Source organism: Vagococcus xieshaowenii (assembly GCF_004792515.1).
In the GTDB taxonomy this organism is placed as follows: domain Bacteria; phylum Bacillota; class Bacilli; order Lactobacillales; family Vagococcaceae; genus Vagococcus_A; species Vagococcus_A xieshaowenii.
On sequence record NZ_CP038865.1, the window covers coordinates 1,791,686 to 1,805,904 of the forward strand.

Here is a 14,219-nt window from a genome sequence, read left to right on the forward strand (position 1 = left end):
TTTACACAACGGAGGCTTCTTTTATGAAAAAATATATCTCACTACTCTTACAAATTCTCTTGTTAGTTGGTCTGTTTATTGTCTATTCTCTACCTAGTGCCTTTATTATGCTAGGCTACGAAAAAATTGGCGTAATAGCTATTTTCTTAGTATTAATCGCATTTATTGGGTTTTATTTATCTAAGACTAACACCACCACTTTTCCAAAGTTACTCCAAAAAAAACACTTGTATTATATCCTAGGTGGTTATCTGGCCATTTATTTATCAAATATCATTATTTCACCTTTTATGAAAACTGATACTACCAGTAACAATGAAGCTATTTATGATTTAGCGACTCAAATCAATCCAGTAACCTTATTCTTTTTATTATGCGTACTAGCACCAATTGGAGAGGAACTCCTTTTCCGTTTTGGTATCATCCGATTATTTGGAGATATTACGCAACCTAATGATAAAATCAAAGTATGGATAGGTTTAATTATTAGTTCAATCGTTTTTTGTATTCCTCATTCACCTGACTCAATACCAGCCTTTTTTGCCTATACAATTATGGGATTCTTTCTTGGTCTTGTTTATGTGAAGTCTAAACGTATTGAAGTTTCGATGGGTCTGCATTTTATAAATAATTTTTTGGCCTATCTAGTCATCGTCTTTGCATCACATCTACTTTAAAAAAATCAAATAATGACCAAACGTTACGCCCTATTTATGGTAAAATAAAATAGAACTTAGTTTTGCTTTTGGTTGTTTCTTGGGATCGAAAAAACTAAAGTAAAAGCGACAAAAAAACTCTCGAATTAAATTCGAGAGTTTTTTTGTTTGATAATTACGCCTCATCAAGCGTTAACAAGTAGTTAAAATGCTCATTTGTTTCTTTTAAAACTTGTGGGCTACCATCCATCTTAATAGCGCCATCTTCCATGAAAATCACACGATCTGCATGTTGAATAGAAGCCAAATGATGGGTAATCCAAAAGACTGTTTTTCCTTTTAAAACATCAAAAACGGTTTCTAATAAAGCGCGTTCGGTAATCGGATCAAGTCCAATGGTTGGTTCATCAATAATAACCACCGGCACATTTTGAAGTAAGATGCGCGCTAAAGCAATCCGTTGACGTTCACCACCAGAAAAACGTTTGCCCCCTTCTTCTACAAAGGTATGGACACCGTTAGATAACTCATCTACTACTGGACCTAAGCCTGCTTGATAAATAGCCTGAATAACTGCTTCATCACTAGCTGAAGTATTCCCCATACGAACATTATTAAAAATCGTTGTATCAAAAATATGTGGCGACTGATTTAAGACACCCACTACTTTAGACATATCATCACCCATTTGCGTGACAGGTATGCCATCAATTAAAATCTCGCCACTAGTCGTTAAAAGATCCCCTCTCAATAGTTTTGACAAGGTCGTCTTCCCTGTTCCACTTTTACCCAAAACCGCTAAAACCTCACCAGAAGGCACTTCTAAATCAAAGGCATTAGCGACTAATTTTTTGCTGTCTGGATAATGGAACGTGACATCTTGAAATGATAAATCACCTTGTTCTGGTAATTTATCTAATAAATGTGTTTCCTTTAGAGCTTCTTCATCAGGATTTGGTAACTGATGTAGACGTTGCGCAGAATCTTCGTATAGTGGCATCTCCGTTACACCATTTGCAATTGGATTAAATGCATCCATTAACGGAAACGCCGCTAAAACAAACGCGCCTACCCAGTTTAGTTTATCTGGTGCAAAATAAGTACCTGCCCAAATGAACAACCCAATAATTAACACACCATACACTAATTGAATCAATAAATTACGCAGACGTGTATGTTTATTCAAGGCGGCTTCTTCTTCACGAACACTGGCTTCACTTTGATTATAATGTTCTAAAAATTCTGCTTGTCGACCACTATATTGCCAATCTCCAACACCTAAAACAGAATCCGTTAATTCCGTATACAACTCATGACGTTTTGCTTTTCGGCGATAGATTCTCGCTTGGTTCACCGCTACAGAAACTAACGGAATTAAAATCGTAATTACCCCAAACATCAATGCGGCAAACAAGGCAAATGGAATAGAAAACCATCCTAATGCGATAATCACTAACACATACATTGCTAAGCCAATTAGCGTTGGAAAAATAGTTCTTAAATAAAGATTTTGAATATGCTCAATATCTTCGGCTAAAATCCCCATAATGTCACCTGTCTGATAACTTTGCTTTGATTTAGCAGCACGTGTTTCAAGGGCATTATATAAACGTAAACGAATATCAGAAGTCATCTTTAAGACCCAGTTATGACTGCCTAAACGTTCAGCGTAACGGAACGTTGGACGGCTAATACCAAATAAACGTGTTAACACAGAGGCTACATATACTTTCATGATATTCTCAGGCTTCGCTGGCAACGTGGCATTGAATACTCCAATAGCTGCTGAACGACTAATCAAGAAACCTGATGTAAACATCAAGGCACTCGCAGAGAAGAAGGTTAAAAGACCTAGGAATAAAACGAGTGCTAATAATTTTTTATACTTCTTAAAGTATGGACGAATCCATGTATCTTCTTTTGATAGAAGTAAACGTTTTGGTGTATTCTTAGACATGTTCGCCACCTCCTGTCACTTCATTGACGAATTGTTTGTAGGCACCATTTTTGGCGATTAATTCCTCATACGTTCCACTTTCAACAATTTGTCCTTTATCCATGACTAAAATATAATCCATCTCGCGCATCCAATGTAATCGATGAGTCGCAAAGAAAACTAGTTTATTATCAAACATCGGTAAAATGGTTTCTTTTAATTCCGCCTCAGTTTCTATATCTAAGTGAGCAGTTGGCTCATCAAACAATAGAATGTGACGATTTTTGTCTAGAAAAGCACGCGCTAAGGCAACACGTTGCATCTGGCCGCCACTCAATACTTGCGCACCTTCACCAATAATTGTATTTAAACCATCCGGTAATTCTTCCACAACTTCCTTAAGTCCTGCTTGTTGTATCGCCAGTTCCACCTCTATTTGACTAGCTTCCGGTACGTAAAACTTAATATTGTCAGCTAAACTTGCATGGAAGATATACGGGTCTTGTGGAATATAGAATAGTTGACGTTGCCATGATACTTCACGGAAACCTTTCATCTTATGACCATTGACCATCAGCTGCTCATAGCTAGCTGGTTGAAGGAAGCCACCTAAAAGTTTAATCAACGTTGATTTTCCAGAACCAGATAAACCAACTACTCCGATTTTACCATGTCCCTTCCATTCAAAATTGATGTTCGCTAACGTATTTTTTTCCATCGTACTTGAATACTTCACATTGACATTCTTTAACATTAGCGTTGAAGATTCTTGCCAATCTGTTAAAGCTAACTCATCCGTAATCCCTTCTTCTTCTTCGTTTAAAATCCCAAAAATTTGCTTCAATGTATTCCCACCATCTAATGTTGCATGGTAGTCATTCGCAAAATCACGGACTGGCAGGAAGAAATCAGGGGCTAAAATTAACGTCGCTAACGCTGGTAAAAGAACAATGTGCTGTTCAATTAAATCAATCCCTAATAATAAAGCAATCAAGGCAATCGATAAGGTTGAAAAGAAATCAAGCGCAAAGGTTGAAAGAATCGCAATTTTCAACGTACTCATTGTAGCCTTACGATAATCTTCACTCACTTTAAATACATTCTTCGCATAACGTTTTCCTAATCCTAATAGATTCAATGTCTCTAATCCACGTAATGTATCTAAATAATGATTACTCAAACGTTGGAAACCTTCGTACTGTTTGTCCGCCTTATTTCTCGCTGCATAGCCTAATACAATCATAAAGATAATAATTACAGGAAAAACTAGCATTAAAATAATCGCCGAACGTTTATTTTGGAAAAAGACAAATAACGCAATAATCCATGGAATGATCATCATGTTAGTAATTTTAGGTAAAATAATTGTCAAATAATTTTCGATTTGACTAATCCCTTCAATCGCCATTGTGACCATATTTCCAGACCCCTCACGTTGGACAAAATTAGGCCCAAGTGAAAAAACTTTTTTCATTAATTGTTGACGAACTTTTCTTGATTGCTCATACGCATAGCGGTCTAAGACCTTATCTTTAATAAAATTGATCAATTGACGTGCCATAAAACAACCAAAGAAAATACCAATATTAACGAATTGTTCGCGGACAGGTTGTCCTGACCACACATTGGTGATACTTTTCGATAAAAAATACGCCTGGCCGATAATTAAAAGAGCTTGCAGTATACTATACGCTGCAAGCCCTACGAACACAGGTCGAATCTTTTCAAATTTGAAAATATTCTTATCTATCATTCGTTTTTTACCCTCTAACTTTTTTAATAATGTTCATTACCTTCGCCAACTTTTAAACGTTTGCGGAAGATATAATATGACCATGAAAGATATGCTAACACAAACGGTAAGATACATACTGTGACAATAGTCATTGTTTTTAATGTATATAACGTGCTAGCTGCTTCACTAATTTTCATGCTATTAGCTGCCACATCACCAATCATTACAAATGGGAAAATCCCATTGAAGATTAAGACCACGATACCAGCTAAAACAGCACCTGTTGAAATAAATGATAATTTTTCTTTGCCTTTTAAGCTACCATAGTATGCAGCTACTGCTGCGGCTACCATAACGGCTAAAATAGCAATCGTTGAAACTGGACGACGTTCGATGAAATCTGTGTTTGTATAAACCAAAATCGCAAAGACAACTAACCCAGCAAATAATAATGGGTATAATTTTTGAGATAATCGTTCTGCACGAACACGTAAGTCGCCTTCAACTTTAAGACGGATATAGTTCAAACCATGAATGAAACAAATTAAAGTAACCGCGATACCACCAACGATTGACATTAAATTAACATAATCACCAAATTTAGCAAAAATATTAAAGTTTTCATCAATTGGCATACCTTGAATCATACTTGTAAAAATCATACCGAATAAGAAGGGTACGATTAAGCTTCCAACAAATAACATCCATTGCCAGAAGTTTTTCTCTCTTTTAGTTTCAGAATGTGCAGCGAATTCAAATGATACCCCACGCACGATTAAACCAACTAAAATTAAGAATAGCGGAATATAATAACCACTAAATAATGTCGCATACCAATGTGGGAACGAAGCAAACATCGCACCACCAGCCGTAATTAACCAAACTTCATTGGAATCCCAAACAGGTCCAATTGTTTGAACAACTGTATCACGTTCCTCTTCATCTTTAGCTAACAAACGCGTTGCTAGACCTACACCAAAGTCAAATCCTTCTAAGAAGAAGAATCCTACAAATAAAACACCAATCAATACAAACCAGATAAAGTGTAACGGTTCTAAACCTGCTATCATCTTAGAATTCCTCCTTTTTCAAAGGATCAATATGATTATTTGCTGCATCTGGATCTACATAGTAAGGACCTTTTTTGTTTTCACGTAAGATCATTTTGACTAAAACAGTTCCCATTAAAGCAAATAATAAGAAATAAACAATGTTTGTAAACAGTAATTGATTAGCTGTTACGTTTGGTGACACACTGTCAGCAATCGTAAAGATACCATATACTGTCCATGGGAAACGACCTAATTCAGTAATTAACCAACCTGATGTATTCGCAATAAATGGTGCAAATGCCATTAAGCTAGTTCCAAATAACGCCCATCCCATGTTCATGATTTTGTCGTTTCGTAAGAAGAATAATACTAGTAAACCAACGATGGCCATCACTGAACCAAATCCAGCCATGAAGCGGAAGCTCCAGAATAATGTTTTAACTGGTACATAAAAACTTGCAATATCGTGCTTACCTTTGTATTTTTCTACTAACTCTTTATCAAGAGTGTTCATTCCTTTATAGGTTGTGTTACCATCATCACCCATTAATAAACTCATTAGTTTTGGTACTTTTAATTCAAAGCCTGCATTTTTATTTTCTGTATCTGGGAAAGCAACAGCTGTCCAAGAACCATCTTCTAAATCATCATACATCGCTTCCATTGCAGCAAATTTCATTGGTTGGTCTGTCGCAAGAGCGATCATTTGTTGATGTCCAACCATCATAGTAGCTGCTGCAAAAATTGTGCCTAAAATAGCCCCTAATTTTAATGACTTACGGTTAAATTCAATGTTTCTCTTCTTACGTAAGTTCATCGCTGCAATTCCGACAATCACAAATGCACCTGTTGTAAATGCACCTAAGATAACGTGTGGGAATTCTAACCATAATTGTGGGTTTTGTAATAACCCTAAGAAACTATCCATTTCAGCACGGTTTGTTTCGGGATTAATTTTGAATGCCACTGGATGTTGCATAAATGAATTAGCCGCCAAAATCCATAACGCTGAAAGTGCTGAACCAATTGCTACTAACCACATGAAAATCGCATGTGTTCTTGGTTTTACTTTATCCCAAGTAAACGCCCATAATCCGATAAAAGTAGATTCCAAGAAGAACGCTAATAATGCTTCCACAGCAAGTGGTGCACCAAATATATCTCCCATAAATCTTGAGTATTCAGACCAGTTCATTCCGAATTGGAACTCTTGGATAATACCCGTAACAACACCAACCGCAAAACTTAGTAGGAAAATTTTTCCCCAGAATTTGGTCATGTCTTTGTAAATCTCATCTTTTTTGATAACATATAATGTTTCCATGATAGCAACAGCCAGTCCTAGACCGATTGATAATGGCACAAATAAAAAGTGGAAAACAGTGGTCATTCCGAACTGGATTCTTGCTAATGTTAAAATATCCATCAAAACAAATACCTCCTTAAAAATATTTAATTATTTAACTTGAAAGTACATTGCGATGAAAACTTCACCACAATGTCCTTCAATTTGTTAACGCATGGTCACGAATTCTTCTGCTCCTGTAGGATGAATCGCTACAGTATTGTCAAAATCCGCTTTTGTTGCCCCCATCTTAATAGCAACCGCAAAGCCTTGTAACATTTCGTCGACCCCAACACCAATTCCGTGTAAGCCGACAATTTTTTCTTCTGGTCCGACACAAATCAATTTCATCGTCGATTTAATCTTACGGTCTTGTAATGCATACAGCATCGGATTAAATTGGCTACGATATACCTTGACTTGCTCTTGACCGAATTGTTCAAGGGCGTCTTCTTCTGATAGTCCGATTGTCGCAATCGGTGGATGGGTAAAAATAACTGTTGGAACATTATCATAGTCCAAATACAAATCTGTTTGACCGTTGAATAAACGTTCCGACAAACGACGACCCGCTGCAATAGCGACTGGTGTTAGCTCAATCTTACCAATCACATCTCCAATGGCATAAATACCTGATTGTGACGTATTTTGGTATTGATCAACGTGAATATAACCACGTTCATCTAACTTAACACCCGCTTTTTCTAAGCCCAGCATCTCAATATTAGGCTGACGACCAATTGCCCAAATTAAGCGATCAATCTCAAGTGTTTCTTTTTGAGTCGATAGTACAAGAGAACCTGTTGCTGTTTTTTCTATTTGTTGGATATGGCTTTCAGGATGTAAATGAATGCCCTCTTCTTCATAAATTGATAAAAGCTCGGTCACAATATCTGAATCAAAACTTCTAAGTGGTTGAGCATAACGATAGAACAAATGTGTCTCAACGCCTAAGCCATTTAACACACCTGCTAATTCTAATGCGATATAGCCCGCACCAACAATTGCGACTTTTTCAGGCAATGTGTCCCAAGCAAAGAAACTATCTGAATCGTCTCCATATTCCGCACCAGGAAGCTCTGGAAAAATAGATTTCCCACCTGTTGCTACTAAAATATGTGTCCCTTCATACATTTGACCATTCACTTCTACCACATGTTCTGAAACAAATTGCGCATAACCTGTAACAACTTCAACCCCATTACTAGCTAAACCTTGTGCATATAAACCATTCAAACGTTTAATATACGCATCACGATTAGCGACTAATGTTGGAAAATCAAAAGTTGTTTGTACATCAAAGCCATATCCTTGGCTATCAAGTCTCATGTTTTCACGCATAACACTTGCTTGCCACATGACTTTTTTCGGCACACAACCTACGTTGACACATGTACCTCCCAAGCGATTGCCTTCAATTAATAATACGTTGGCACCATGCATTGCTGCACGATTTGCTGAAGCAATACCACCACTTCCGCCACCAATGACGATATAATCATAGTTATTCAAACACAATCCCCCCATCCTATCATCTCTACATTATACAAAGAATTTCCGCATTTGGGAAACAAATCGTATTGAAAACGGTCTATTAATGAGGGATTTCTAATTTAGAATAATTATAAATTAGAATTAATGATTATTTATTTCTTTTTACGCATCATATCGCCAACTTTTACCGGTTGAGCCACAGGAATCGTTAGTAGTTCCATTGGATTTGGCGCACGATCAATCGCAACACCTTCTTCATTCCACATCTCATCAATTGTTTGTTCAAAATGATGGAATCCTGGTCCATAAAATTCTACTTCATCACCCACGCTAAAGACATTACGTTGGCGAACGGTTGCCATTTTTGTTTTTTCATCGTAAGCCATCACTTCTCCGATAAAACTATAAGCCGGTATCTTACGACGTTCCCCAAATAATTGCTCATCTTCTCCAGGCGTCTTGTAGTAGAAACCTGTTGCTAACTCGCGTTGGGCTACTTTCCATAATTCATCGACCCATTCTTGTTTGCAAACATAATTATCCGGATCTTCCATGTAACTATTAACCGCTGCCTTATAAACATTTGCGACCGTTGACACATAATGAATAGATTTCATACGTCCTTCGATTTTAAAACTATCAACACCATTTTGAATTAATTCAGGAATATGTTCAATCATTGACATATCTACCGCACTCATTGAAAATGGCTCTTCTGATTTGGTACGCGCAACTAGTGATCGTTTTTGATTAGCAAATGGCATCTCATACAAGTCATATTTCCAACGACAAGACTGACAACAACCACCACGGTTCGCATCACGCTTAGACATATGATTAGATAATGTACAACGACCTGAATAAGAAATACACATTGCGCCATGAATAAACGCTTCAATTTCTACATCGGTATTTTCACGAATCGTTTTCACTTCTTCCATTGATACTTCACGCGCCAATACCACTCGTTCCAAGCCTTCTTCTTTCCAAAACTCTAGTGTTTCAAAGTTAGTTGCTGAAGCTTGCGTAGATAAATGGATCGGCAGGCCTGGTGCTTCAGTCGCACAAATTTCAATTAACGCGGGATCTGATACGATAACCGCACTAATTCCCACATCACGTAATTCACGGAAAAACTCGCCTGCTCCTTCTTCATCGTGTTCGTGCGTCACCATATTCGCCGCCACATATACTTTTGCACCATGTTCTTTAGCAAACGCCACACCTTCTTGCATTTCTTCATAGCTAAAATTTCCTGCTCGACTACGTAACCCATACGCATTCCCGCCAATATAGACCGCATCTGCGCCATAATGAATTGCTACTTTTAATTTTTCTAATGTTCCTGCAGGTGCCAACACTTCAGGACGCTTCAATTCTTTTTTTGTTGTCATTTTTTATTTCACCTCTTCAGGACTCATCAAGAAGAAGCCATTGTCTAAATCACGCTCTTCAGGATGTAGTGCCTTCACCTTTTCATTTAGTTCAAACCCTTTTTCAACTGTCCACTCGCCTTTAACCAACAAGTCTCTAGCTTCTACAAATAACTTCACGATAGCTACAAATGTTTCTCCTGGTGTATAAATGCCTTCTAATTTCCACTCACAAAAATCTATCGCTGCTAATGCATCTAATTGTGCCATTAAGTTCACATCGTTGTTTGCAAAAATATGCGTGCCATGTTCGTCTTCATAAATAGAATAGTGCGTACCACCTTTACGAGGTTCTGACAAATACAAATGACTTTCCTTTGACTTATCTTGTTCAGGTGTTTCTACAAAATTCAAATAATTCTCGACTAATGGTCGCTTAGATTGATGAATGCATGACGCTCCGTAAACTAAAATTTCACCAAAGCCCATAAGTTTATCTTTCATTTCACATAATTCTAAATAAGGAACTTCACGTGCGACAATCGAGCCAATCGCACCACGCTTCGCCCAAAAGTTCATTTGACGCGCACTCGTAACCATCGTATGACCATCATAAATATAAGGGATTTCGTAGCCGTCACGACGTAAAACATGAATCACACCCGTATCCCCGACTGTGATCGCATCAACCTTAATATCTGATAAAAAATTCAAATAATCCTTAATACCCAACATTTTTTCAGGATGCATAATAGCATTTACTGCAATGACCGCACGTTTACCATATTCATGTGCCAACTCAACTAAATACCGTTGCTCTTCCAAAGAAAAATCATGTGGTAAACGTAATCCGTACGTTCCACCACCAAAATATAACGTATCAACGTCAGCTTCCAACAATCGCTTAGCCTGTTCCAATGATTCAACTGTTGCTGTTAAATGGATTTTCATAATAACACTCCTTTGTTTACAATCATGATAATATTATCACATAAGAAACAATAAATATAGTTGCTTTTTTCACATACAAAAAAACGCCACAAGTTTTACTTATGGCGTTTCCTGTTATAATACAGTTAATCTTTGTGAAGTAAGATTATTTTGTTTTAACTTTCTCTTTTAATGCTTCTTTATCTTTAACCGAAATAGTGATTTCACCTTTACTTGCACCAACGGTTACCTTATCTCCCATCGCAATCTTACCTGCTAAGAGTTCTTCACTCAAGCGGTCTTCAACCTTTGTTTGTAAGGCACGTTTTAATGGTCGCGCACCGTACTCTGGGTCAAACCCTGCTTCACCAACCAAATCTAAAGCTGTTGCAGTAAATTTCAATTGAATAGTTTGTTCTGATAATCGTGTCACAAGTGATTGTGACATAATTTTCACAATCTGTCTTAATTCTTTTTTGTTTAACGAACGGAAGACAATCGTTTCATCTATACGGTTAATAAATTCTGGTCGGAAAGCTTTTTTCAACTCTTCCATCATACGTCCTGACATGGCTTGATGGTCTTTACTTAAATCTGCCGCATTGAATCCAACTGATTTTTCTTCTTTCAAGGCTGTTGCACCAATATTGGACGTCATAATAATAATCGTATTACGGAAATCGACTTTACGACCTTTCGTATCTGTTAAGTGACCGTCATCTAACACTTGTAGTAAGACATTAAATATATCCGGATGTGCTTTTTCTACTTCGTCAAATAAAATTACTGAATAAGGTTTTTGACGGATTTTTTCTGTTAATTGACCACCTTCATCATATCCCACATAGCCAGGAGGTGAACCAATCAAACGACTTGTTGAATGTTTCTCCATAAATTCTGACATATCGACACGAATTAAAGCATCTTCTGTTCCAAACATAGCATCTGCCAAGGCTTTTGCTAATTCCGTCTTACCTACACCTGTTGGTCCTAAGAACATGAACGAACCAATTGGACGTTTTGGATCTTTCAAACCACTACGCGCACGTCGAATAGCCTTTGATACAGCAACTACTGCTTCATCTTGTCCTACAACACGTTTGTGTAATTCTTGTTCAAGACCTAATAAACGTTCGCTTTCTTTTTTCTCTAGCTGTTGTAACGGAATACCTGTCCATTGAGAAATAACTTCCTCAATATCTAGCGCTGAAACTGATTTTTGATACTGATTTACCTTATTAGCTTGTTCTTCTTGTAGTTTAGCGATTTTTTCTTCTTGACGCTTTTCTTGTTTGCGAAGTTTAGAAGCTTCTTCAAAATTTTGCTCTAAAATAGCGCCGTCTTTAGCTTCACGAATACTCGCTAATTTATTGATAGCTTTAACAAGTGGTGTAACTTTGGCCGTAGTATTTAAGCGGACTTTTGCAGCACTTTCGTCGATTAAATCAATCGCTTTATCAGGTAACTGACGACCACTAATATAGCGGACCGATAAATTAACCGCTTCTTCTAACGCTTCGTCTGTAATAGCGACTTGATGATGTTCTTCATACTTAGAACGAATTCCTTTTAATATTTCTAAGGCTTCTTCAGGCGTTGGCTCATCTACTTGGATTTTTGCAAAACGTCGTTCAAAAGCTGAATCTTTTTCGATATATTTTTGATATTCTTCTAGAGTAGTTGCCCCAATTGTTTGAATTTCACCACGTGCTAAGGCTGGTTTTAAAATATTAGAGGCATCAATAGCACCTTCTGCTCCACCCGCACCAATTAACGTATGTAATTCATCGATAAATAAAATCACATTGCCATCAGCATAAATTTCTGTCACCAATTGCTTCATACGTTCTTCAAATTCACCACGGTATTTTGTTCCTGCCACTACCGCGCCCATATCAAGCATCATCAAACGTTTCATTTGCATATCTTCAGGTACTTCACCATTAATAATCTTTTGGGCAAGTCCTTCAGCAATAGCTGTTTTACCTACACCGGGTTCCCCTACCAAAACAGGGTTATTTTTCGTACGTCGACTTAAAATTTGGATTAGTCGCTTCACTTCTTTTTCACGACCTAAGACAGGGTCAAGCATCCCTTCTCTTGCTAGTGCGGTTAAATCACGCGCTAATGCGTCCAATGTTGGCGTTTTAGAATCTAGAGTTTGCTCGCTCATACCACCTGATCGTTTTCCTTTTAATCCTTTACTTTCCATTGCACCAATCTTTTTTAAAACTGTTTGGCGTGTTTTGGCTAAATCCATGCCAAAATTACGCAATATACGTGAGGCTAATATCTCTTCATCACGTAAAATCCCTAATAAGATGTGCTCTGTCCCCACTTTAGGCGAACGCAATCTTACCGCTTCATCTTGCGCAAAGGTTATAATTTGGCTTGTTCTTGGAGAGTATGGTAAATAATCCACAACTTTTCCATATCGACTTGTATTAAAGCCTGTTAATGAGTCAATTTCTCTTTTTACATCTTCTACTTGAATGTCATAACTTCTTAATATCGAGCCTGCAACGCCTTCTTGTTCGATTACTAAACCTAGTAATAAATGTTCTGAACCTACGGATTGATGGCGGAAACGTTTGGCTTCTTCTTGCGCAATCACTAATACTCGGCGCGCTTTTTCTGTCAATTCTAGCATACTATTACCCCTTTTCTTCATAACGTAAGCGATCAATGACGGCTTTGATTATATTACTTCTAATATAGTCTTCCTGTTCATTGTGCTTGCCGATAACTTCATAACTGATGATTGATAACAATAATTGTGTTTCACTTTTCGTTAATAAGTTTTGCTGAAAAAGTTGTTCAATCACAGCGTTTGCTTCACTATAAGTTAATCTTTCTTCAATTAAATCACTTATATAGCACAAATAGTCTTCATTATGCCCTAATTGTACCCTTTGTATTCGAATATAGCCACCGCCACCACGCTTACTTTCAACCATATAACCTTGTGCCAATGTAAAACGCGTTTTAATGACATAATTAATCTGTGAAGGAACACAACTAAACTGTGAAGCCATCTCAACTCGACGAATTTCTACAACTTCTTCTTCTTGCAAAATTGTTTTTAAATACGCTTCGATCAAATCTGACATATTCTGATTATTCATTTCTCTCACCAACTTTTGACTATATTTGACCTTAAATATATTATACAGATTTTGAAAGCAGGAATAAAGGAAAAGGGGTTTATAGCTTCACAAAATATAAAACAACACGAGAAAAATAGTTATTACATACAAAGATTTGATACAATAACTATATCACTCTATGAAGGACGTAATTATTATGAAAAAACAAATCAATGTGGTCGGCGCTATTTTAATGAACGATGGTAAAATACTCTGTGCTCAGCGTAGCGAAAATATGTCGCTTAGCCTAATGTGGGAATTCCCAGGAGGTAAGATTGAAGAAGGTGAAACGCCGCAAATGGCGTTAAAAAGAGAACTAAACGAAGAATTATTAATCAATGTAGAGGTATCTCCAGATATCTTCGAAACAACGACTTACGAATATGATTTTGGTATTGTTACATTAACAACATTTATTTGTCAGTTAATTAACGGAACGCCTCAATTGACAGAGCACGCGGCGATTAAGTGGTTGAAACGCAATGAATTAGAAACGTTAAACTGGGCCCCAGCTGATATTCCCGCGGTAAAAAAATTAGCTCTTGATTAATC

General features: G+C 37.1%; 11 protein-coding genes. 2 read left to right on the plus strand and 9 right to left on the minus strand.

From position 1 onward, the window contains the following. The first annotated feature begins 23 nt into the window (after nucleotides 1-23). Nucleotides 24-677, plus strand: a complete 654-nt coding sequence (locus E4Z98_RS08645; RefSeq protein ID WP_135255175.1) for a CPBP family intramembrane glutamic endopeptidase — start codon at nucleotides 24-26, stop codon at nucleotides 675-677. Nucleotides 678-831: 154 nt separating this feature from the next. Here the strand turns inward: E4Z98_RS08645 and cydC are convergent, their stop codons facing one another. From cydC to E4Z98_RS08685, 9 genes are all read right to left on the minus strand, one after another. Continuing rightward, entirely contained in the window at nucleotides 832-2,613 is a 1,782-nt protein-coding gene (gene cydC / locus E4Z98_RS08650) for a thiol reductant ABC exporter subunit CydC (RefSeq protein ID WP_135255174.1), read from the minus strand. Beyond that, nucleotides 2,606-4,345, minus strand: coding sequence for a thiol reductant ABC exporter subunit CydD (cydD, locus tag E4Z98_RS08655; protein ID WP_135255173.1), 1,740 nt, complete (start codon nucleotides 4,343-4,345; stop codon nucleotides 2,606-2,608). Before cydD ends, cydC begins: the two co-directional genes overlap by 8 nt. Nucleotides 4,346-4,368: 23 nt before the next feature. Further along, the gene (cydB, locus tag E4Z98_RS08660) at nucleotides 4,369-5,397 is read right to left on the minus strand and encodes a cytochrome d ubiquinol oxidase subunit II (RefSeq protein ID WP_135255172.1); all 1,029 of its coding nucleotides are present in this window, start codon (nucleotides 5,395-5,397) and stop codon (nucleotides 4,369-4,371) included. Nucleotide 5,398: 1 nt separating this feature from the next. Then, the gene (locus tag E4Z98_RS08665; protein WP_135255219.1) at nucleotides 5,399-6,805 is read right to left on the minus strand and encodes a cytochrome ubiquinol oxidase subunit I; all 1,407 of its coding nucleotides are present in this window, start codon (nucleotides 6,803-6,805) and stop codon (nucleotides 5,399-5,401) included. Nucleotides 6,806-6,892: 87 nt separating this feature from the next. Beyond that, nucleotides 6,893-8,236, minus strand: a complete 1,344-nt coding sequence (gor, locus tag E4Z98_RS08670) for a glutathione-disulfide reductase (protein WP_135255171.1) — start codon at nucleotides 8,234-8,236, stop codon at nucleotides 6,893-6,895. 134 nt (nucleotides 8,237-8,370) lie between these two features. After that, entirely contained in the window at nucleotides 8,371-9,612 is a 1,242-nt protein-coding gene (locus tag E4Z98_RS10130) for a peptidase U32 family protein (protein ID WP_135255170.1), read from the minus strand. 3 nt (nucleotides 9,613-9,615) lie between these two features. Continuing rightward, nucleotides 9,616-10,542, minus strand: a complete 927-nt coding sequence (locus tag E4Z98_RS10135) for a peptidase U32 family protein (protein ID WP_135255169.1) — start codon at nucleotides 10,540-10,542, stop codon at nucleotides 9,616-9,618. Between the two features lie 145 nt (nucleotides 10,543-10,687). Beyond that, on the minus strand, nucleotides 10,688-13,171 hold the full coding sequence (locus E4Z98_RS08680; RefSeq protein WP_135255168.1) for an ATP-dependent Clp protease ATP-binding subunit: 2,484 nt from the start codon (nucleotides 13,169-13,171) through the stop codon (nucleotides 10,688-10,690). 4 nt (nucleotides 13,172-13,175) lie between these two features. Continuing rightward, nucleotides 13,176-13,646: a CtsR family transcriptional regulator gene (locus E4Z98_RS08685; protein WP_135255167.1), complete on the minus strand. Its 471-nt coding sequence runs from the start codon at nucleotides 13,644-13,646 to the stop codon at nucleotides 13,176-13,178. A 178-nt stretch (nucleotides 13,647-13,824) separates the two neighbouring features. Between E4Z98_RS08685 and E4Z98_RS08690 the strand changes: the two genes are divergently transcribed. Next, nucleotides 13,825-14,217, plus strand: coding sequence for a (deoxy)nucleoside triphosphate pyrophosphohydrolase (locus E4Z98_RS08690; protein WP_209316323.1), 393 nt, complete (start codon nucleotides 13,825-13,827; stop codon nucleotides 14,215-14,217). Nucleotides 14,218-14,219 lie beyond the last annotated feature (2 nt).